This window comes from Nonomuraea solani (assembly GCF_900108335.1).
In the GTDB taxonomy this organism is placed as follows: Bacteria; Actinomycetota; Actinomycetes; order Streptosporangiales; family Streptosporangiaceae; genus Nonomuraea; species Nonomuraea solani.
In genome coordinates, this window is sequence record NZ_FNVT01000006.1 from 435,206 (window position 1) to 455,918 (window position 20,713).

19 protein-coding genes are annotated in these 20,713 nt (G+C 72.1%); 17 read left to right on the forward strand and 2 right to left on the reverse strand.

Annotated elements, in window-relative coordinates; translation table 11 throughout:
• Positions 1-642 (reverse strand): LOG family protein, encoded by a 642-nt coding sequence (locus tag C4V41_RS24825; RefSeq protein ID WP_160150381.1) that lies wholly within the window; start codon positions 640-642, stop codon positions 1-3.
• Positions 643-828: 186 nt separating this feature from the next.
• Here C4V41_RS24825 and C4V41_RS24830 point away from each other — a divergent pair, with 186 nt between their 5' ends.
• The 12 genes from C4V41_RS24830 to C4V41_RS24885 all read left to right on the forward strand — a co-directional run bounded on the left by C4V41_RS24830 (position 829) and on the right by C4V41_RS24885 (position 15,941).
• Positions 829-1,290 (forward strand): cobalamin B12-binding domain-containing protein, encoded by a 462-nt coding sequence (locus tag C4V41_RS24830; protein ID WP_103958305.1) that lies wholly within the window; start codon positions 829-831, stop codon positions 1,288-1,290.
• On the forward strand, positions 1,287-2,540 hold the full coding sequence (locus tag C4V41_RS24835) for a methylaspartate mutase (protein ID WP_103958306.1): 1,254 nt from the start codon (positions 1,287-1,289) through the stop codon (positions 2,538-2,540). The genes C4V41_RS24830 and C4V41_RS24835 overlap by 4 nt, the downstream gene beginning before the upstream one ends.
• A 5-nt stretch (positions 2,541-2,545) precedes the next feature.
• Positions 2,546-3,529 (forward strand): asparagine synthetase A, encoded by a 984-nt coding sequence (locus C4V41_RS24840; RefSeq protein ID WP_103958307.1) that lies wholly within the window; start codon positions 2,546-2,548, stop codon positions 3,527-3,529.
• On the forward strand, positions 3,526-4,821 hold the full coding sequence (locus tag C4V41_RS24845; protein ID WP_103958308.1) for a glutamate synthase-related protein: 1,296 nt from the start codon (positions 3,526-3,528) through the stop codon (positions 4,819-4,821). The genes C4V41_RS24840 and C4V41_RS24845 overlap by 4 nt, the downstream gene beginning before the upstream one ends.
• Positions 4,818-5,054 carry an MbtH family protein gene (locus C4V41_RS24850; RefSeq protein WP_103958309.1) on the forward strand — a complete coding sequence of 79 codons (237 nt, stop codon included), beginning with the start codon at positions 4,818-4,820 and terminating at the stop codon, positions 5,052-5,054. The genes C4V41_RS24845 and C4V41_RS24850 overlap by 4 nt, the downstream gene beginning before the upstream one ends.
• Before the next feature lie 4 nt (positions 5,055-5,058).
• The gene (locus C4V41_RS24855; RefSeq protein WP_103958310.1) at positions 5,059-8,295 is read left to right on the forward strand and encodes a non-ribosomal peptide synthetase; all 3,237 of its coding nucleotides are present in this window, start codon (positions 5,059-5,061) and stop codon (positions 8,293-8,295) included.
• A gap of 25 nt (positions 8,296-8,320) precedes the next feature.
• Entirely contained in the window at positions 8,321-12,259 is a 3,939-nt protein-coding gene (locus C4V41_RS24860; protein WP_103958311.1) for a non-ribosomal peptide synthetase, read from the forward strand.
• Positions 12,260-12,290: 31 nt separating this feature from the next.
• Entirely contained in the window at positions 12,291-12,644 is a 354-nt protein-coding gene (locus C4V41_RS24865; RefSeq protein ID WP_200824198.1) for a nuclear transport factor 2 family protein, read from the forward strand.
• Positions 12,645-12,669: 25 nt separating this feature from the next.
• Positions 12,670-13,737: a branched-chain amino acid aminotransferase gene (locus C4V41_RS24870; RefSeq protein WP_103958312.1), complete on the forward strand. Its 1,068-nt coding sequence runs from the start codon at positions 12,670-12,672 to the stop codon at positions 13,735-13,737.
• A gap of 16 nt (positions 13,738-13,753) precedes the next feature.
• Positions 13,754-15,163 carry an amidophosphoribosyltransferase gene (gene purF, locus C4V41_RS24875; protein WP_235030360.1) on the forward strand — a complete coding sequence of 470 codons (1,410 nt, stop codon included), beginning with the start codon at positions 13,754-13,756 and terminating at the stop codon, positions 15,161-15,163.
• Between the two features lie 192 nt (positions 15,164-15,355).
• Complete coding sequence (locus tag C4V41_RS24880) at positions 15,356-15,547, forward strand: hypothetical protein (RefSeq protein ID WP_103958314.1); 192 nt, start codon at positions 15,356-15,358, stop codon at positions 15,545-15,547.
• A gap of 157 nt (positions 15,548-15,704) precedes the next feature.
• Complete coding sequence (locus tag C4V41_RS24885; protein WP_200824199.1) at positions 15,705-15,941, forward strand: hypothetical protein; 237 nt, start codon at positions 15,705-15,707, stop codon at positions 15,939-15,941.
• 15 nt (positions 15,942-15,956) lie between these two features.
• Here C4V41_RS24885 and C4V41_RS24890 read toward each other — a convergent pair whose 3' ends face one another.
• On the reverse strand, positions 15,957-16,685 hold the full coding sequence (locus C4V41_RS24890; RefSeq protein WP_103958315.1) for a helix-turn-helix domain-containing protein: 729 nt from the start codon (positions 16,683-16,685) through the stop codon (positions 15,957-15,959).
• Between the two features lie 309 nt (positions 16,686-16,994).
• Here C4V41_RS24890 and C4V41_RS24895 point away from each other — a divergent pair, with 309 nt between their 5' ends.
• The 5 genes from C4V41_RS24895 to C4V41_RS24915 all read left to right on the forward strand — a co-directional run bounded on the left by C4V41_RS24895 (position 16,995) and on the right by C4V41_RS24915 (position 20,703).
• On the forward strand, positions 16,995-18,221 hold the full coding sequence (locus C4V41_RS24895) for a serine hydrolase domain-containing protein (protein WP_200824200.1): 1,227 nt from the start codon (positions 16,995-16,997) through the stop codon (positions 18,219-18,221).
• A gap of 47 nt (positions 18,222-18,268) precedes the next feature.
• The gene (locus tag C4V41_RS24900; protein ID WP_200824201.1) at positions 18,269-19,411 is read left to right on the forward strand and encodes a serine hydrolase domain-containing protein; all 1,143 of its coding nucleotides are present in this window, start codon (positions 18,269-18,271) and stop codon (positions 19,409-19,411) included.
• A 284-nt stretch (positions 19,412-19,695) separates the two neighbouring features.
• Complete coding sequence (locus C4V41_RS24905) at positions 19,696-20,022, forward strand: PadR family transcriptional regulator (protein ID WP_103958318.1); 327 nt, start codon at positions 19,696-19,698, stop codon at positions 20,020-20,022.
• On the forward strand, positions 20,019-20,375 hold the full coding sequence (locus C4V41_RS24910; RefSeq protein WP_103958319.1) for a DUF1048 domain-containing protein: 357 nt from the start codon (positions 20,019-20,021) through the stop codon (positions 20,373-20,375). The genes C4V41_RS24905 and C4V41_RS24910 overlap by 4 nt, the downstream gene beginning before the upstream one ends.
• A gap of 1 nt (position 20,376) precedes the next feature.
• The gene (locus C4V41_RS24915) at positions 20,377-20,703 is read left to right on the forward strand and encodes a DUF1048 domain-containing protein (RefSeq protein WP_103958320.1); all 327 of its coding nucleotides are present in this window, start codon (positions 20,377-20,379) and stop codon (positions 20,701-20,703) included.
• The last annotated feature ends 10 nt before the right edge of the window (positions 20,704-20,713 follow it).

Sequence of the window (20,713 nt, forward strand, 5' to 3'; positions counted from 1 at the left end):
TCAACGCCTTTCCGCCTCGACGGCGACCCGTCCGGCCGCCTCGGTCGCGTACGCCTCCAGGCACCGCAGCGCGTCCTCGGCGCTGTCGGTCACCGAACAGTGCGGGCCGAAGCCGGGATTGATGAACCCCCAGTGCGCCAGGTCCCGCACCAGCGCGACGAACCGCTCCCAGAAGCCGTCCGCGTCGACCAGCACGATCGGCTTCGCCAGCACCTTCAACTGGTTGAGGCTGATCACCTCCAGCACCTCGTCGAGCGTCCCGAACCCGCCCGGCAGAGCGACGAAGGCGTCCGCCCGGGTCAGGAGGGCGGTCTTGCGCTCGCCCATCGTCGTGGTCAGCACGGTGTCCTGCGGCGGCGCCGCGATGCCGCGCTCGCGTTCGAACAGGAACGTGGGGATGACGCCGGTGATCGGCGCGCCGTGGTGCTGGGCGGACCAGGCGACCTCGCCCATCAGTCCCGAACCGCCGCCGCCGTAGAGCAGCCGGTGCCCGCGGCTGCCGATCAGCCGCCCCAGCCTCCGGGCGGTCTCCGCGTCGCCGGCGCGCAGGCCGGGCCGGGCACCGCAGAAGACGCAGATCGTCAGGGGACGCGGCGCCGGGCCGCGGAATGTCTCATCGGCCGGCACTTCATCGGTCGGCACTGCCGACAACTCTCGCAGGGTCATGTCGATGGATGGAACACGCGCCGGCTATCACCGGCCTGTCAGCGGCCGTCGGCAGACCGGTGAGAGATCGCCGATAGGACGGCGACAGGTCCCGGGTAGGCCGGCGTCCCACGATGGCTCAGACGTGAACGAGCCCCGCCCGCTACCAGAAGGGATGGCCGCGTGCTTGCCACCGCAGTCGCCGCCGCCGCACCGGAGGTCCCCGTCCGGTCCGGCCGCGGGCACCTCACCGTCCTGTTGTCCGGCACGTCCTCCGACGCGCACACCTGGAACCTGGTCTATCTGCAACTGCTGCTGGAGGAGGCCGGTCACACGGTGGTCAACCTGGGCGCCTGCGTACCGGACGACCTGCTGGTCGACCGCTGCCGCGACCTGCGCCCCGATCTGCTGGTGATGAGCAGTGTCAACGGGCACGGCCGCCGCGACGCCGCACAGGCGGGGCGCCGGCTGCGGCAGTGCCCGCAGACCGCCGGGGTGCCCGCGGTGGTCGGCGGCAAGCTCGGCATCGCCGACCGGCCCAACTCCCGTCTCGCGCCGGAACTGCTCGCGGCGGGCTTCGACCGGGTCTTCGGCGAACAGGTCAGCGAGCTGCTGGAGTACACCGCGTCGGTCCCGGCGCGATGACCGCCGCCCCGTACGCGTTCGGCGCGTTCGTCGCCGCGGCGGCCGCCGACCAACGGGTCGTGGTGCAGCCCCGGATGGGCTTCGCCTCGCTGAGCCGTACCCGCGCCGGGCTGCGGGCCACCCGCGACGCCGCCCGCACCACCGCGGGGACGATCACCGTGGACAGCTACACCAGGGTCGGCGACCACGCGTCGGCGCGCCGGGCGCTGAGCGCCGGTGAGGACCTCAACGGCTTCCCGATCGTCGCGCACGGCGCCGACGCGATCCGGCGGATGCTCGACGGCGTGCGCGACCGGACGTTCCCGATCCAGGTCCGGCACGGCTCCGCCGACCCCCGGCCGATCGTCGCCACGGCGCTGGACGCCGGCCTGGACGCCACCGAGGGCGGCCCGATCTCCTACTGCCTGCCCTACTCCCGCGCGCCGCTGACCGAGTCGGTGTCGAACTGGGCCCGCTGTGCCGGCATGCTCGCCGCCGGCATCGGCCCGGACCGCGAACCGCACCTGGAGACGTTCGGCGGCTGCATGCTCGGTCAGCTGACCCCGCCCGCCATGCTGGTGGCTCTCAGCCTGCTGGAGGCGTTGTTCTTCACCCAGCACGGGCTGCGCAGCGTCTCGCTCAGCTACGCCCAGCAGACCAACGAGGCGCAGGACCGCGAGGCGGTCGCCGCGCTGCGCACCCTGGCCGCCGAACGGCTCGCCGGCCTGGACTGGCACATCGTGATCTACACCTACATGGGGTTGTACCCGCGTACCGCGCAGGGCGCTTCGCGGCTGCTGAAGCAGGCGGCCCGGCTGACCGTCCACAGCGGGGCCGCCCGGCTGATCGTGAAGACCACCGCCGAGGCGTACCGGATCCCGACGGTCGCCGAGAACGTGCGGGCCCTGCGCACCGCCGAGCGCGCGGCGGCGCGGGCGCGGGCCACGAGCCTTCCCGCGGTCGCCGACACCGGCGTGCTGGCCCAGGCCCGCGCGTTGGTCGAGGCGGTCCTGGAGCTCGCCCCCGACGTCGGCACCGCCCTGATCCGCGCGTTCCGGCACGGCTACCTGGACGTGCCGTACTGCCTGCACCCGGACAACCAGGGCCGCACCCGCAGCTTCCTGGACGGCGACGGCGTACTGCGCTGGTCGCGGATCGGCTCGCTGCCCCTCGGCGATCTGGTGGAACCGACGCGCCACCGCATGGGCGCCGGCGACCTGCTGGCCGCCCTGTCGTACGTACAGCGAACATTCGACGGACAAACGAGGTGAACCCCATGACGCGGGTAGCGATACCGGAGCTACGTGATCACCTGACCTCGCCCATCACCCGGGCGGCCCTGACCGTCCAGCGCCAGGTGCTGACCTGCGCCCGTGAGTTCCTGACCGCCGCCGGGTTCATGGAGCTGCAGGCGCCGATCGTGGGACCGGTGACCGACCCCGGCGGACGCGGCGCGAAACCGGCCGACGTCGACCTCTACGGTTCCCGGTACAAGCTCATGACCAGCGCCATCCTGTACAAACAGGCGTCGCTGCTGATGTTCGACAAGATCTTCTTCATCTCGCCGTGCGTACGGCTGGAACCGCTGGAGACCGCGGCCACCGATCGGCACCTGGTGGAGTTCCACCAGATCGATGTCGAGATGGCCGGCGCCTCCCGCGACGAGGCCATCGAGCTGGCGCAGAACCTCCTCCGGTACGTCGTGAGCGGCACCGCGAACCTGCGGCCCGACGCCCTGGAGGCCCTCGGCCGCGACACCGGCGCGTTCGCCGGTTACGGCGACGGCGACTTCGACCGGGTGACGCACGCCGAGGCGGTGCGCACGTTGCACGCCATCGGCCACGCCCAGCAGGCGGACGCCGAGATCGACTGGCCGGGCGAGGCCAAGTTGTCCGCCAAGGCGGCCCGGCCGTTCTTCATCGTCGACTACCCGAAGGGGAGCCGGGGGTTCTACGACCGGGAGAGCGAGACCGAGCCCGGCCTGCTGCGCAACTTCGACCTGATCGCCCCGGAGGGCTACGGCGAGCTGGCCAGCGGCAGCGAACGCGAGTCCGGCTACCGGCGGATCATCGCCCGCATCCGCGAGTCCGGCGAGAACCCCGCCAAATACCAGTGGTACCTCGACCTGCTGCGCGCCGGCATACCGGCCAGCGCCGGCTTCGGCCTCGGCGTCGAACGACTGACCCGCTACGTCGCCGGGCTCGACGCGGTCTGGCAGGCCAGCGCCTACCCGAAGCTGCCCGGGACGGCGACGCCGTGACCGGGCTCGTCGCGCACGGGTTCGCCGAGCAGCCGGTACGCCTGCGGGCCCGCCACGGCGTCGCGGCCCTGTTCCCCGACGCCCGCGGCTACGGAAGCGCCCTGTTCGGCGCCCGGTCCGGCCCTCAGGACGCCACTGACGGCGACCCGCTGGAGGCCGCCCGGCTGGTGCCGCCGGTGTTCATGCCCAACCGGCTGGAGAAGCTCATCGAACTCGGCCGCGAACCCACCTACCGCGACGTCGACCTGTCGACCGTGATCGGCGCCCTGCGCTCGCCGCTGCCGGTCTACGTCTCCGCGTTCGGCTCGACCCGGGCCGCCGGCGACGAGCTGGGCGTGGCGGTCAGCAGGCAGGCGGCGGCCCTGGGACTGCCGATGGTGATCGGCGAGAACGTCGTGCCCGTCAACGGCCTCGGCCGCGACGGCGGACCGGCCGGCCGGTCCCTGCTGGCCCGGCTGCGCGCCTACTCCGCCGAGGCCGACGACACGAGCGGCGGGGTCGTCGTTCAGCAGAGCACCGAGGACGCCGACGCCGAGGTCTGGCAGCTCGTCTACGGCGACCCGTCCACGCAGCGGCTGCTCGCCTCGGGCCGGCTGGCGTTCGAGCTCAAGCTCGGCCAGGGCGCCAAGCCCGGTCTCGGCGGCATGACCCTGGTGGACCGGACGTCCGCGCGGCGGCTGGCCGACCGCTACGACCTGGAGGAGTTGCTCGACCCCGGCTCCGGCTCGGCCTCGGTGTTGCGGTGCGGCACGCCGGGCACGTTCACCGCCGAGATCCTGGCCCAGCAGATCCGCTTCATGCGCAACAACTTCCCCCGGGTCCGGATCTGGGTGAAACTGCACCCCGGTCGCGACGTCGCCGAGGCCGCCACCGTCGCGCGGACCGCCGGCGCCGACGCCGTCACGGTGGACGGCGCGGAGGGCGGCACCGGCTGGGCGCCCTCGGCCTTCCTCGGACACGTCGGCCTGCCGCTGCACGAGTGCCTGCGCCGGCTGGGCCGGGGACGGCCCGGTCTGCTGGTGTCCGGCCGCATGTGGGAGGGCACCCGCGCGGTGAAGTGCCTGGCGCTGGGCGCCACCGCCGTCGGGCTGGGCCGCGCGGCCATGCTCGCCGCCGACGAGGACCCGCGGGCCGGGCTGATCCGGCTGGTGCGATGCCTGGCGCTGGAGATGCGGATGCTGATCAGCGCCCTCGGCCAGTACGCGCCCGCCGCGCTGAGCCCGCACGACGTCTGGAACCCGGCCGGCTCCGCCGCCGACCACACACCTGAGCTGCAAGGAGTAGCGCCGTGACCAATCCGTTCGAGTCCGACGACAACCGATACTTCGTCCTGGTCAACGCCGAGCGCCAGCACTCGCTGTGGCCGGTCACGGCCGCCGTGCCGGCCGGCTGGTCGGTGGCGCACGGCGGCGACACCCGCGACGCCTGCCTGCGCTACGTCGAGCAGAACTGGACGGACCTGCGGCCGGCCGGCCTGATCGCCGAGATGGACGGGCCGGACGCCGTCACCGGCCGGGAGCGGTGACACCATGACCCAGGACTCCCCGGTCGTACCGGCCGGCACCCTGGTGACGCTGCTGCGCGAGCAGGCCGCCCGGACCCCGCACGCCCGCGCGGTGGTCGCCGAGGACGCCTGCCTCAGCTACGCCGAGCTCGACGCCCGCGCCGACCGGCTGGCCCGGCGGCTGCGACGCGCCGGGGCCGGCCCGGAGCGGGTCGTCGCCGTCGCCGTGCCCCGCGGCGCCGGCCTGGTGGTGGCGATCGTCGCGGTGCTCAAAGCCGGCGCCGCGTATCTGCCGCTGGACCCAGGCGACCCGCCGCAGCGGCGCCGTCTCATGCTGACCGACGCCGGAGCCGTCGCCGCCGTCACGCCTGACGCCGAGCCCGGCGACGCCTTCGAGGGCGTCGTCACCGTAGATGTGAACGACGCGGCCGCGACCGGCGAGCCGCCGGCCGCGCTGCCCGAGGCCCGGCCCGGCAACCTGGCGTACGTCATCTACACCTCCGGCTCGACCGGACGCCCCAAAGGCGTCGGGATCACCCACCGGGCCATCGTCAACCGCCTGGCCTGGATGCAGGCGCGGTACGACCTGCGGCCCGACGACCGGGTCCTGCAGAAGACACCGGCCGGGTTCGACGTGTCCGTGTGGGAGTTCTTCTGGCCTCTGCTGCACGGCGCGACGCTGGTCATGGCCCGCCCGGACGGCCACCGCGACCCCGCCTACCTGGCCGAGGTCGTGCGCCGCGAGCGGATCACCACCCTGCACTTCGTGCCCTCGATGCTCGCGGCCTTCCTGCGGGCCGAGCCCGGGACGCCGCTGCCGAGCGTACGACGGGTGTTGTGCAGCGGTGAGGCTCTTCCCGCAGAGACGGTCCACCGCTTCCACCGGGCGCACGACGCCGAGCTGCACAACCTCTACGGCCCCACCGAGGCCGCCGTGGACGTGACCGCGTGGCCCTGCCCGCCGGGCATGCCGGACGACCCGGTGCCGATCGGCCTGCCGGTGTGGAACACCGGCGTGCGTGTGCTCGACGGCGCGCTGCGCCCGGTCGCCGACGGCGAGACCGGCGAGTTGTACCTGACCGGCGTCCAGCTGGCCCGCGGCTACCTGGGCCGGCCGGGGCTCACCGCCACCCGCTTCGTGGCCGACCCGTTCGGCGCTCCAGGCGAGCGCATGTACCGGACCGGCGATCTCGGCCGGCGCCGGCCCGACGGCGCGTTCGAGTACGCCGGCCGCGTCGACAACCAGGTCAAGCTGCGCGGACAGCGGGTCGAGCTCGGCGAGATCGAGTCGGTGCTGACCGGTCACCCGGCGGTCGAGCAGGCCGCGGTGCTGGTCCGCGAGAACACCGGAGGCCACCGGCACCTGGTGGGGTACCTGGTCGCCGCCGAGCCGGTGGCGGACGACGACCTGGAGGCGTACCTGGCCGCGCGGCTGCCGGCGCACATGGTGCCCGCCCGCTACGTCACGCTGGACGAGTTGCCGGTGACCGCCAACGGCAAGCTCGACCGGGCCGCCCTGGCCGCGATCGAACCGCGGCGGACCGGCGGCGGCCGGGCCGCCCGCACCGAGCCGGAGCGGCTGGTGTGCGGCATTTTCGCCGAGGTCCTGGGCCTGCCGTCGGTCCGCCCCGACGAGGGCTTCCTGCGTCTCGGGGGCGACAGCATCCAGGCCATCGACGCCGCCGGGCGGATCACCCGCGCCGGGCTGCCGGTGGCCGTCCGCGACGTCATGGGCGCCCGTACGGCCGCCGCGCTCGCCGAACGCGCGCTGACGCGCCCGGCGCCCACCGTCGCCGAAGCGCCCGAGGCCGGATGGGGCGCCGTGCCCATGACCCCGATCATGCACTGGCTGCGCGAGCGGGGCGGGCCGGCCGACGCGTTCGGCCAGCGGCTGGTGCTGCGGATCCCGGCGCAGGTCACCGCCGCCTGGCTGACCGGCGCGCTGCGGCGGCTGCTGGAGGTCCACGACATGCTCCGGGTGCGCCGGCGGATCACCGCCGACGGGCGGTGGGAGCTCGTCGTGCCCCCGCCGGACGACGTGGACGCCCGGCGGTGCGTCACCGAGGTGCCACTGGACGGCCGCACCGGTCCGGCCGCCGGCGAGCTGATCCGCGCGGAGCTGGCCGCCGCGCAGCGGCGCCTGAGCCTCGACGAGGGACGGCTGGTCCAGGCCGTCCTGTTCAGCGCCGGACCGGACCGGCAGGCCGTGCTCGGCCTGGTCGTCAACCATCTGTGTGTGGACGGCGTCTCGTGGCGCGTCCTCCTCAACGACCTGCGCGAGGCCTGGCACGCCGGCCCCGGATGGCGGCCCGCCCCGGCGGTGACCACGTTCCGCACCTGGGCGCGGCTGCTGAACGGCGAGGCACGCTCCGACGCCCGGCCGGAGGCGGCGGCGTACTGGTCGTCGGCGCTGGACCCCGGCCGCGCCCGCCTCGGGCGGCGGCCGTTGGACGCCCGCACCGACCACGAGTCACCGGACCACCTGCTCACGCTCGACCTGGACCCGGCCACCACCGAGCGGCTCGTGAGCCCGGCCACCGGCCCCGGCTCCCCCACGATCAACGACCTGCTGCTCACCGGCCTCGCCCTGGCGGTGCGCGAGCGGGCCCACCGCGACGGCACGCCGGACGAGCCGGTCGTCCTGGACGTGGAGGGGCACGGACGGCAGGACCGCGACGGCACCGACCTGTCCAGGACCGTCGGCTGGTTCACCACCCTGTTCCCGGTCCGGCTGCTCAAGGCCGGGGGCACATTCCACGACGACCCGCTGGCGGCCCTCCGGCTGGTACGCGAGCAACTGCGCGACATTCCGGACAAGGGCCTGGAGTACGGCGTGCACCGGTACCTGCGCGCGCCGGGCGAGCACGTCGCGGGCTCCGAGCCGGAGATCGGGTTCAACTATCTGGGCCGCTTCGACGGCGGTGGCACCGGCGACTGGACGATCGTCGCCGACTTCGGCGTGGGCCTGGACTGCTTCGGCGCCGGCATGCCGATGGCGCACGCCGTCGAGGTCAACGCGGCGGTGGTGGACGGCCCCGGCGGGCCGGTGCTCCGCGCCACCTGGTCCTGGGCCGCCGGCGTGCTGACCCGGCCCGAGGTCGCCCGCCTCGCCGAGACCTGGTTCCACCGGCTGACCCGGCTCGCCGCCGACGCCGCCGACGCCGCCGACGATGCCGCGGTGTCGCGCGACCTGACGCTGCGCACGGTCAGCGCGGCGGAGATCGAGGAACTCGAAGCGGAACTCAACGCCATCCGGTCGTGACAGCGGCCGGCAGAAGGAGGCTGACATGCCGACCAGCACGCCCTCACCGATCGAGGACATCCTGCCGCTCTCGCCGCTCCAGGAAGGTCTGCTGTTCCACGCCCGGCTGGAGAGCGAGGCGTCGAGTCTGTACGTGGCGCAGTTCACCGTCGACCTCGACGGCGACGTGGACGCCGCCAGCCTGCAGCGGGCCGCGGAGTCGGTGACGCGGCGGCACGGCAACCTGCGGGCGGGCTTCCACACCCGCCGCTCCGGCAGCCCGGTCCAGGTGGTCCACCGCGAGGCGCCCCTGCGGTGGCGCGAGATCGACCTGTCCGGCACCGATCCGGGCACGGCGAAGAAGGAGGCCACCGCACAGGCCGAACAGGAGTGGACGCGGGGGTTCGCCCTGGACCGCCCGCCGCTGATGCGGTTCGCCCTGATCCGGTTCGGCCACCGGCGGCATCGCCTGGTGATGACCGTGCACCACCTGCTGCTCGACGGCTGGTCAACGGCGCTGCTGCTGCGCGAGCTGCTGGACGTGCTGGCCGCCGGCGGGCGCGAGGACGGCCTGCCGCCGGTGCGGCCGTACCGCGACTATCTGCGCTGGCTGGAACGTCAGGATCACGACGCCGCCCGGGACGCCTGGGCGCGCACGCTGTCCGGGCTGGACGAGGCGACCCTGATCCAGGACGTGCTCGCCGGCTCCGGCGGACGCCCGTCCGGGGACGGTGAGCGCGATGACGTGGTAGAGACCCTGGCGCTCGATCTGTCGGACGGCCTGCGGCAACGGGCCCGGGAACACGGCGTCACGCTCAACACCGTGCTCCAGGCCGCCTGGGGAGTCGTGCTGGGACAGCTGACCGGCCGCGACGACGTGGTGTTCGGCGCCACCGTCGGTGGCCGGCCGGCCGATCTGCCCGGCTCCGAGGCCATGGTGGGCATGCTGATCAACACCGTGCCGGTGCGGGTGACCTGGCGGCACACCGACTCGCTGAGCACCCTGCTGGCCGCCGTCCAGGAGCAGCGCCTCGCCCTGTACGAGCACGACCACCTGGGGCTGGCCGAGATCCAGCGGCGGAACGGCCACTCCGGCCCGCTGTTCGACACCACGATCGTCTTCGACAACTTCCCGGACGGCGACCTCACCGCGAACCTGCCCGGCGGCGGCGTCGTCCGGGCGAAGGTCGGGTTCCGCGACACCACGCACTACCCGCTGTCGCTGGTGGCCGAGCCCGGCGACCAGGTGGGGCTGCGGCTGCACTTCCGCACCGACATGCTCGCCGCCGATGACGTCAGTGCCCTGATGGCACGCCTGGTCACCGTCCTGGAGGCGATCGTCGCCGACGCCGGGGTCCCGATCGGGCAGCTCGACCTGCTGACCGCCGACGAGCGGCGCCGGGTGCTGCACGAGTGGAACGACACCACCGGCACGCTGCCGACCCGCACGGTGCCGCAGTTGTTCGAGGCCCAGGCGCGCGCCAACCCCGCGGCCGTGGCGGTGATCGACGTCGACGACGGCGTCGTCTCCTACGGCGAGCTCAACGCCCGGGCCAACCGGCTGGCCCGGCACCTGGACGAGCAGGGGGTCCGGCGCGGCGACGTGGTGGGCGTCCTGCTGGAGCGCGACGCCGACCTGGTGACGGCGGTGCTGGCGGTGCTCAAGGCCGGCGCCGGGTACACCGTGCTGGATCCGGCGCTGCCCGAGGCCCGGCGCGACGCGGTGATCCGTGACGCCGGGGTCCGCCTGGTCGTCAGCCGCGACCGCGCCGAGGCCGGGCCGGTGCGGACGGTCGACCTCCGTCGCGACGCGCCCGCGATCGCGGACCGGCCGTCGTCGGACCCGCCGCCGGCCGCCGGGCTCCAGGACCTGGCGTGCGTGATGTTCACCTCCGGCTCCACCGGTGTGCCCAAGGGGGTGGCCACGCCCCATCTGGCGATCGTGGGCACCCTGCAGGGCCAGGAGTTCGCCCGGATGGGACCGGGCGAGGTGTGGCTGCAGTGCTCCCCGGTGTCCTGGGACGCGTTCGCCCTGGAGCTGTTCGGCGCCCTGCTGTTCGGCGGCACCTGCGTGCTCCAGCCCGGCGGGCGGCCCGATCCGGCGGCGATCCGCGACGCGGTGGCCCGGCACGCGGTCACCACGCTGCATCTGTCGGCCAGTCTGCTGAACCTGCTGATCGACCAGCACCCCGACATGTTCGCCACGGTCGCCCAGGTGCTCACCGGCGGCGAGCCGGCCTCACCGGCCCACGTGGACCGGCTGCTCCGGGCGCGCCCGGACCTGCTGCTGGTCAACGGCTACTCCCCGGTGGAGAGCACGATCTTCACCACGACCCACCGCATCGGCCCGCGTGACACGGCCGGCGGCCCGGTGCCGGTCGGCCGTCCGCTGCGCAACAAGCAGACGTACGTGCTGGATCGGTGCCTGCGTCCGGTGCCCGTGGGCGTCACCGGGGAGCTCTACATGGCCGGGCTGGGGCTGGCCCGCGGCTATCTGGGGCAACCGGGCCTGACCGCCGCCCGGTTCGTCGCCAACCCGTTCGCCGCCGGCGCCCGGATGTATCGCACCGGCGACCTGGTGCGCTGGCGGGCCGACGGTGTGCTGGAGTTTCTCGGCCGCGCCGACGACCAGGTCAAGATCCGCGGCTTCCGCGTCGAACCCGGCGAGATCGAAGCCGCCCTCGTCAAAGACCCCGCCGTCAACCAAGCCGTCGTCATCGCCGACGACACCACCACCACCCGACGCCTCATCGGCTACATCGTCCCCCCACCCCACACCCCCCACCACCAACTCGACACCACCACCATCCGCAACAACCTCACCCACACCCTCCCCGAACACCTCATCCCCAGCATCATCACCGCCATCCCCCACCTCCCCCTCACCACCACCGGCAAAGTCGACCGCCACCAACTCCCCCGCCCCACCATCACCGGCACCGGAACACCCACCACCACCCCCACCCAAGAAATCATCGCCGGACTCTTCACCGACATCCTCGGCGTCACCAACATCGGCACCACCGACAACTTCCTCGACCTCGGCGGACACTCCCTCCTCATCATGCGACTCGTCAGCCGCATCCGCACCGTCTTCGGCACCGAACTCCCCCTCCGCCACGTCTTCGCCGACCCCACCGTCACCGGCATCGCCCACCACATCGACAACCCCGCCGAGGGGAAGGGCGGGAACACCTTCCCGATGCTGCTGCCGCTGCGCACCGCCGGTGACGGCGTTCCGCTGTTCGGCATCCACCCGGCGACCGGAATCGGCTGGGGCTACTCGGCGCTGGTCCCCCATCTCGACGCCGGCCGGCCGTTCTACGGGCTCCAGGCCAGGGGTCTCGGGCAGCCGGGTGCCGCCAGGTCGATCCCTGCCATGGTGGAGGAATACACCGAGCTGATCCGGTCGGTCCAGGCGCACGGCCCGTACCGGCTGACGGGCTGGTCGTTCGGCGCGGTCGTGGCCCACGCCGTGGCGGTGGACCTGCAGCGCCACGGCGAGCAGGTCGAGCTGCTGGCCCTGCTGGACGGCTACCCGGCCGAGGTCGCCGCGCCGCGCGGTCCGGTGCACGCCGAGGATCCGTCCGTGCTCGCCGAACTGCTGGCCGACCTCGGCCTGCTCGCCGCCGACGTCCCGCCCTCGTCGCTGGACCGGGCGGCATTCGTCCGCATCGTGCGCGGCTCCGACAGCCCACTGGCCCGCCTCGGCGAGACGGAGATCGCCGGGCTGCTCGACGTGTTCGCCGGCAACCTCAACGCCGCCCGGGTCCATCGCGGCACCGTCTTCGACGGCGACATCACGTTCGTCGAGGCCACCGCCGGGCGGCCCGCCGGCTGGCCGGGCGGGCAGGCGTGGGCGCCCTACGCCACCGGCCGCGTCGACGTCCACCGTCTCGACTGCGAGCACGGCGAGCTGATCAGCCCGCGCATGGCCGCGCTCGTCGGGCCGATCCTCCAGGACGCGGCGCAGTCGCGCGTCTGACCGTCGTCACACCCCATGCGAGGAGGTCCCCGTGTCCACCGCCGCCGGCATCCGCCACTTCTACCGGCTCATCGACGGCGACCAGGTCACCGAACTGGTCGATCTGTTCGCCGACGACCTGTGCTACCACCGGCCCGGCTTCGCCCCGCTGATCGGCCGCGAGCAGCTGCGCCACTTCTACGAGCACGACCGGCCGATCCGCTCGGGGCGGCACACGCTGACCGGCATCGTCGTCGGCGGCGCCACCGCCGCCGTCCACGGCTCGTTCACCGGCACCCTGCGCGACGACCGGCCCGCGAGCCACCGCTTCGCGGACTTCTTCAGCTACGACGACGACGGCCTGATCACCCGGCGCGACACGTTCTTCTTCGTCCCCCTGGTCTGAGCTCGATCCACCGGAAGGAACCGCCATGGCAGGTACCCTGCACACCGCCACCCGTACGAAGCCGGTGACCGATCCCGGGCACGGCGACGCGTTCACCGACCACATGGTGAGCCTCGAATGGACGCCCGAGCGGCAGTGGACCCGGCCCGTCCTGCTCCCGCTGGCCGACATCGCCATGCACCCCGGCACGGTCGGACTGCACTACGGGCAGGTCGCCTTCGAAGGGCTCAAGGCCCACCGCCAGCCGGACGGGTCGATGGCCGTCTTCCGGCCCTGGGACAACGCCTGCCGGTTCCGCCGTTCGGCGGCCCGGCTGGCGATGCCGGAGCTGCCCGACGAGCTGTTCGTCGCGGCCATCGACGATCTCGTACGGCACGACGAGGGCTGGCTGTCCGACAACCCGTCGCACAGTCTCTACCTGCGCCCGCTGATGTACGGCGACGAACGGACCCTGATGCTGCGCCCCTCGCGGACCTACCGGTTCCTGCTGATGGCTTTCGTCACCGGCGGCTTCTTCGGCGACAACGTGGACGCGGTGTCGGTCTGGGTCGCGCACGAGCACCCGCGGGCCTTCCCCGGCGGCACCGGCGACGTGAAGATCGCCGGCAACTACGCGCCGGCGTTCAACGCCCAGCAGCAGGCGCAGGCCGCCGGCTGCCAGCAGGTCATCTGGCTCGACGCCACGGAAGGCGAGTGGGTCGAGGAGATGGGCGGCATGAACCTGTTCTTCGTACGCGGCCACGGCCCCCGCGCCGAGGTGGTGACCCCCCGGCTGTCCGGGACGCTGCTGCCCGGCGTCACCCGCGACACGCTGCTCACCCTCGCCGCCCGGCTCGGCATGACCGCCCGCGAGGAGAGCGTCGGCCTGCGGCAATGGCGCAAGGAGTGCCTCGACGGCGGCATCACCGAGGTGTTCGCCTGCGGCACCGCGGCGGTCGTCACCCCGGTCGGACAGGTCCGGGACCGCGACGGGGACTGGACGATCGGCGACGGCACGCCGGGACCGGTGACCCGCGCGCTGCGGACCGCCCTTCTCGACCTGCACCACGGCATCGCACCGGATCCCGACGGCTGGATGCATCACATCCACTGACAGAGAAGGGCCTCTTGTGGGTTTTGACGAAGTTCGGGAGCGCTGCGGCGTCGTAGCCCTCTACCAGCCGGAGATGGCCGGGGACCGGCTCGACCGCCTCGCCTACTACGGGTTGCTCGCACTTCAGCACCGCGGCCAGGACTCCGCCGGCATGGTGGTGGCCGTGGACGGCCGCCTGTTCCGGCACCGGGGCACCGGCCTGGTCCAGGACGTCTTCGACGAGTCGGCGCTCAACGCCGCGCACGCGACCGCCGCGGTGGGCCACGTGCGCTACGCGACGGCCGGCGGCACCGGTGAGAGCAACATCCAGCCCCTGCTCGGAACGACCCGCGCCGGCCACCGCTTCGCGCTGGCGCACAACGGCAACCTGCTCGCCGTCGACGACGCGGACGACCTGGCCGGGCGCCGGCACGTCGACCGCACCGGCGAGGCGGACGCGGACACCCCGGTGCTCGTGCAGGCGCTGTCGGAGCAGGGCGGCGACACGGCCGCGGCGATGCGGGCCGTGCTGCCCCGGGTGTCCGGGGCGTTCAGCCTGGCGGTGGCCACGCCCGACGGCCTGCTGGCGGCGCGCGACCCGAACGGTTTCCGCCCCCTGTGCCTGGGCCGCCTGCCCGGCGGGGGCTGGATCGCCGCCTCCGAGACCACCGCCCTGGACGCGGCGGGCGCCGGCTTCCTGCGCGAGGTCGAGCCCGGCGAGCTGCTCTCCATTGGCCGGCACGGCATCCGCAGCCATCGGTTCGCCCCGCCGTCCCCGTCCACCTGCATCTTCGAGTACGTCTACTTCGCCCGTCCCGACTCGCTGCTCAACGGCCGGCGCGTCCAGCAGGTGCGGCAGGCGATGGGGGCGGCCCTGGCGCTCGACGCCCCGGCCGCCGCGGACGTCGTCGTGCCCACGCCGGACACCGCCCGGCCCGCGGCCCTCGGCTACGCCGCCGCCAGCGGCATCCCCTACGCCGAGGCGCTGATCCGCAACACCTACGTGGGACGCTCGTTCATCATGCCGGCCGACGGCGAACGCCGGCACGCGGTGGACCTGAAGCTGAACGCCATCCCGGAGACCGTCGAAGGCCGCCGCGTCGTGCTGATCGACGACTCGGTGGTGCGCGCCAACACCGCCCGCGCCGTCGTGACGAAGCTGCGCCGCGCGGGTGCGGCGGAGGTGCACCTGCGGGTCGCCTCCAGCCCGCTGCGCTGGCCCTGCTTCTTCGGCGTCGACATCAGCACGAAGCATGACCTGGCCGCGCGGACCCGGTCCGTGCCACAGGTGGGCGAGTTGATCGGGGCCGATTCGATCGGCTATCTGTCGCTGGAGGCGATGAAGCGGGCGATCGGCGGCAGCCGCACCTGCGACGGCTGCTTCACCGGCGACTATCCGCTGCCGTTGCCGGTCCCCCTGACCACCTCCGCGGCGAGCGGGCGCTGAGCCCCGGGCCCGGCCGCACGTCGCGGCCGGGCCTTCCCGCCACCGGATGTGAACGGCCGCCGACGTTTCCGCCCACCCGTCAGCGCGCGGTCTGCCCGCCGCGGAACACCGCCTTGAGGAGCTTGTCCAGCTCCCTCGGAAACGCCTGCGCCTGGTCGATCACGACGTCGCCCATGGCGTCGCGACATCTACGTGGCCGACGACGACGCCTGGTATCACTCGATCGTGACCGGCAGGCGGCAGACACTCGATACGGTGCGGCTCACGATGACGGCGGTCGAGACCTACGGGCTCGACAACGCCGTGGGGCAGCGGCTGGCCAAGATCGAGTCGGCGGACCGCTGGCGCTCCCTCCTGACGGTTCCCGCCGATCCGCATCAGTGACAGGGCCGGCGCACTCCACGGGCGCGAGGCTCGGCAATGGCGCGCGGGCGAGCCGGCCCTCGTACCGCCAGCCGGCCGAGATGGGTCTTGGCGACCCCGTAGGCGCCGCCTTCGGGGAAGGCCGCGATGATCTGCCGTTGTCCTTTTCCCGGTTCACGTGACCTGGTACTTTCCCCGCATCGCCTATCTGCCCGTCCATGACCTGGGATCGCAGATTGCCCAGCCGGTGGTGGCGTTCGCGGTCACCGATCCGGCCAGGGAACACGCGCGCCCGCAGGCCGAGGGCGCACGGTTGGGGAGGGGTGAGCGGCTGATGCGACTCACCGACCCCAGCGGCATCGTCGTCGAGCCGACCGAATGGATCGCGCCCGGCGGCCATCCCCCGGCCGGCTGATCTCGGGTCGGCGGTCTATTCGCGATCTGAAGGTGGTTCGACGGTGCCGTGTTCGGTGTGGAGGATTTCGCGGGCCTGTTCCGCGGCGCGGACAAGGCTCTCGGAGACGAAGTCGACGAAGCGGGCGATGTTCTCCAGGCGGGCGGCGGCCGGGGTGCCGGGACCGAGGATGCCGACGCCCTGCCGAGCGATCTCGACGAGCTGGGCGGTGCCGCGAGCGCTGGCCATCATCGATTGGTACCAGACGTCGTCGTCCACGACGTAGCGGTCGCGGCGGCGTTCGTCGCGTTCCCGGCGGACGAGGCCCTGATCGTCAAGGAACGCGATCGCCTTGGAGATGGACGCCGGGCTGACCTGGAGGCGCTGCACGAGTTCGGAGGTGGTGAGGCTGCCCGTGTCGGTGAGGGTGAGGCAGGCCAGCACCCGGGCCATCATCTTGGGCATGCCCGCTCGCATGAGGACGGTGGTGTACGTCTCCTCGTAGTCGCGCACGGCCTCGGCGTCGCGTCCGCGAGCCTGCGGGGAGGGAGGCGCGATCTTCCTACGCCGGTGGGTGCGGCGTTCGGTGGCGCGGTGGGCCAGGTCGGCGCGGTAGGCGGTGAAGCCGCCGTTCCGTATCACCTCACGCGTGATCGTCGAGGTCGGGCGATTGAGGCGTCTGGCGATCTCCGCGTAGGCCAGGCCGTCGGCCAGCCCGAGCGCGATCTGCTGGCGTTCCTGCTGGGTGAGCCTGCCTCCCGGCATCGCGACCTCCTTGGCGCTCCTTGATGCCCCCAACATAGCGCCCGCCACCCGATCCATTGCAAAGATCACCACGGCGCTCGTTGCGTTGCCTTGCAAACCATTGCAACAATATCTCGCCCTTTAGCTGGAAGAACGTTTCTGATACGCAACGACTGTCTTGAGGTATCCCTCACGGCACCGTAGCGTTTCCCGCGTTCAAAGCAACGGGTGGGCACCATGCAGAAGGAATTCGACGCCCCCGCCCGGCTCGACATCCACGCCACCACCGGCTACGGCGGCATCACCGCCCGCAGCCTCTGAAGGAGCTTCATGATGGGACACAACGACGGCTTCACCGCGGCGGGGCTGCGCCGGCTGCGTGAGGTGCTGGCCCGGCCTGTCGAGTCCGGGAGGATCCCCGGGCTGGTCGCCCTGGTCAGCCGGGGCGGCCAGACGCACGTCGAGGCGATCGGGACGATGCGCCACGACGGCGGCGCGCCGATGGGCCGCGACACGATCTTCCGGATGGCCTCAACCTCCAAGCCGCTCACGGTCGCCCCGGCCATGATCCTGCTGGACGAGTGCCGGCTGCGACTGGACGACCCGGTCCAGGAATGGCTGCCCGAACTCGCCGACCGGCAGGTGCTGAGGCGGCCCGACAGCCCGCTGGACGACACCGTCCCGGCCCGGCGGCCGATCACCGTACGAGACCTGCTCACCTCCACATTCGGGCTCGGCATGGACCTGACCGCGATGAGCTACCCGATCATGGGCAAGGTCTTCGAGCTGGAGATCACCGGCCACGGCGCACCGGTGCCCGGACCCGACGAGTGGATGCGCCGCCTGGGCACGCTGCCGCTGATGTACCAGCCCGGCGAGCAGTGGCAGTACCACATCAGCATCGACGTGCTGGGCGTCCTCGTCTCCCGGGTGACCGGCCGGCCGTACGAGGAGTTCCTGCGCGAACGCGTCCTCGACCCCCTCTGCATGCACGACACCGGCCTGCACGTGCCCGCCGACAAGATCGACCGGCTGCCGCCCGCCTACGTCCCCAACCCGGAGACCGGCGAGTTCACCGTCTGGGACGAGGCCGACGGCGGAACCTACAGCCGCCCCCGGGAGTTCCAGTCGGCCGCCAACGACGTCGCCTCCACCGTGGACGACTACCACGCCTACTTCCGCATGCTGCTCAACGGCGGCACCCACCAGGGCAAGCGCATCCTGTCCCAGGCCGCCGTCGAACTCATGACCACCAACCGCCTCACCCCCGAACAGGAAGCCCCCCGCACCGCCCTGGCCCGCGACAGCATCCACGTCTCGTTCGGCCAAGGCCAGCAGGGCGGCTGGGGCATCGGCATGGCGGTCCGCACCTACCGCGGCGACTACGCCCCCATCGGCCAGTTCGGCTGGGACGGCGGCACCGGCACCACCGCCTACGCCGACCCGCACAACCGGCTCACCGGCATCCTGCTCACCCAGGTCGGACTGTCCGTCCCGGACCCGGCACGACTGATCCACGACTTCTGGACCACCACCTACCAGGCGCTCGACGACTGACGCCCTAGAGAGACGAGAAATCCATGAAAACCCCATCCTCGTTAGCGGTGGTCACAGCTCTGGCGGCCACGCTGCTGGCCGGAGCGTCCACCCCCGCGGCCTCCGCCGCCGGTCAGGATCGCCCGGAACTGCGGAAGGCCATCCAGGCGTTCGTCGACGCCGGTTTCACCGGAGTGCAGGTGCGCGTGCATGACCAGCAGGGCGAATGGGCCGGCAGCGCCGGGGTGCGCAAGCTGGGCCAGAGCGCCAAGCCGCCGACCAACGGCTCGTTCTGGGCGGGCAGTGTCATCAAGCCCTTCACCGCGACCCTGGTGCTGCAACTGGTGGCCGACGGCGAGATCGCCCTGGACGCCCCGGTGGCCGGCTACCTGCCCGAATACGAGCTGGACCGGCGGATCACCGTACGGATGCTGCTGCAGCACACCAGCGGCCTGTTCAACTACACCGGCGAGTACTACGACGACGGGACGGTCGTGCCGGGGATCCCCGCGACCGGCGACGCGTGGCTCCCCAACCGATTCCGTAGCTACCAGCCGGAAGAGCTGGTACGGCTGGCGCTGTCCAAGCCGCCGCGCTTCGAGCCGGGCACGGACCACAACTACTCCAACACCAACTACACGCTGGCCCTGCTGCTGATCGAAAAGGTCACCGGCCGCCCCTACGCCGAACAACTGCAGCGACGGATCCTACGGCCGCTCGGCATGTCGGGCACCATGGCGGCGGGCACCCGGACACGGCTCCCCGGGCCGCACGCCCACGGCTACTACCAGAAAGAGGACACGGTGGTCGACATCTCCCGCCAGAACCTCTCCCTGCTGGCCGGCGCCGGTGACCTGATCGCGACCACCCAGGATCTGGCCACGTTCTCCTCCGCGCTGAACGACGGCAGGCTCCTGCCCGCCGCACTGCTGGCCGAGATGCGCAAGCCGCATCCGAAGATGGGCTACGGCCTCGGGCTGTACGTACAGGACCTGGGCCCGGGCTGCGGCACCGTCTACCAGCACAACGGCAGCCCGCCGCACGGCTACGGGGCGCTGATGTACAGCTCGCCCGACGGCAGAACCACCCTCACCGGCTCGGTGACCTGGGTGGACTCCGCCACCAGGGGCCCGGCCAAGGATTTCCAGAAGCTGCTGAACGAGCTCGTCCAGGAGGTGTTCTGCGACGGGCCGGCCAAGCCCGCTCCGTAGACAGGACCGAGCCGGCGACCACCCTGGACGTCTACGGCCAGAACGTGCCCTAACCTGGCGCGGACCAGCCGATCGGATTCTGGACCTCCACCATCGCGGTCTCTACCTCGCCTTCCGCAAGCGCGACCGGCTCTGAGGCGTTCCAGGAGCCCTCTCTGCAAAGCGCCTGCACCACGCGCTGTTTCCGGCATATCGCCCGTGCCGTTGCCCCACTACTCGGTGGTACCGTATAGTAGTACTCAGCACCACCGAGTAGTGGGAAGGCAGGAGAAGAGGACCTCACGATGGACGACCTGACGGAGATGCTGAAAGGCACGCTTGAGGGGTGCGTGCTCGAAATCATCGGCAGCGAGGAGACCTACGGCTACGCCATCACGCGCCGACTGCACGAACTCGGCTTCCCCGACGTCATCGAGGGGACGGTTTACACCATCCTGCTCCGGCTGGAGAAGAACAAGCTGGTCCAGGTGACGAAACGACCGTCCGAACTGGGCCCGCCGCGCAAGTTCTATGCGCTCAACGACGCGGGGCGCGAAGAACTCGCGACGTTCTGGGCGAAATGGGAGTACATCACATCACGGATCGACAAGCTCAAGGAGGGCGGGAAATGAGCTTCTGGGAGACCATTACAGGCAGCGATCTCACCAGGGAATGGAAGGCGTTCGAAGCCCGGGCCCAGGAATTGCCGGCCGACTACCGGGCGGCGTGGGAAGAGATCAACGCTCATCTTTCTCTCTACGCGGACTTCACCGGCCGAAACCTGATGCCGATTCTCGACAATGCCCTGGGGCTGCTCGAAGAGACGGCGGCCGATGGGCTGAGCATTCACGAGGTGCTGGGTGACGACATCGAGGGCTTCTGCGCGGCGCTGGCCGGCGGAGAAAGAAGCCGGGGCTATCGCGACCGGTGGCGCGAGCAGTTGAACAGGAACGTCGCAAGGAAACTGGGCCGGCTAGGAGGCTGACATGGGCATCCAAGACATCATCGAAGGCAAGAAGCAGTGGCGGGCGCACATGGCGCGGGTCAAGGCGCTCCCGCCGGACTACCAGATCGTCTACAAGGAGATGCAGAGATACTTCATCAAGGTCGGACCGGTCGACCTGGTTGACGGGTCCCTGCTCTCAGGGATCGTCGATTTCTTCGAGGAGGGCGTCGCGGGCGGCAAGGGAGTCCTCGAACTCGTCGGCAACGACGTCGCCGCCTTCTGCGACGACCTGGTCAAGGACTCGCGCACGTACGCGGACATCTATCAGGAGTCCATCAGCGGGGAACCCGGCACGGCCGAGAAGTAGCCGACTCTCC

Bases quoted from the DNA above. Each gene is read 5' to 3' on its own strand.
- C4V41_RS24860 (WP_103958311.1), top strand. From the start codon at position 8,321: ATGCCGACCAGCACGCCCTCACCGATCGAGGACATCCTGCCGCTCTCG.
- C4V41_RS24905 (WP_103958318.1), top strand. From the start codon at position 19,696: ATGGACGACCTGACGGAGATGCTGAAAGGCACGCTTGAGGGGTGCGTG.
- C4V41_RS24915 (WP_103958320.1), top strand. From the start codon at position 20,377: ATGGGCATCCAAGACATCATCGAAGGCAAGAAGCAGTGGCGGGCGCAC.
- C4V41_RS24835 (WP_103958306.1), top strand. From the start codon at position 1,287: ATGACCGCCGCCCCGTACGCGTTCGGCGCGTTCGTCGCCGCGGCGGCC.
- C4V41_RS24855 (WP_103958310.1), top strand. From the start codon at position 5,059: ATGACCCAGGACTCCCCGGTCGTACCGGCCGGCACCCTGGTGACGCTG.
- C4V41_RS24870 (WP_103958312.1), top strand. From the start codon at position 12,670: ATGGCAGGTACCCTGCACACCGCCACCCGTACGAAGCCGGTGACCGAT.
- C4V41_RS24910 (WP_103958319.1), top strand. From the start codon at position 20,019: ATGAGCTTCTGGGAGACCATTACAGGCAGCGATCTCACCAGGGAATGG.
- C4V41_RS24840 (WP_103958307.1), top strand. From the start codon at position 2,546: ATGACGCGGGTAGCGATACCGGAGCTACGTGATCACCTGACCTCGCCC.
- C4V41_RS24895 (WP_200824200.1), top strand. From the start codon at position 16,995: ATGATGGGACACAACGACGGCTTCACCGCGGCGGGGCTGCGCCGGCTG.
- C4V41_RS24890 (WP_103958315.1), bottom strand. From the start codon at position 16,685: ATGCCGGGAGGCAGGCTCACCCAGCAGGAACGCCAGCAGATCGCGCTC.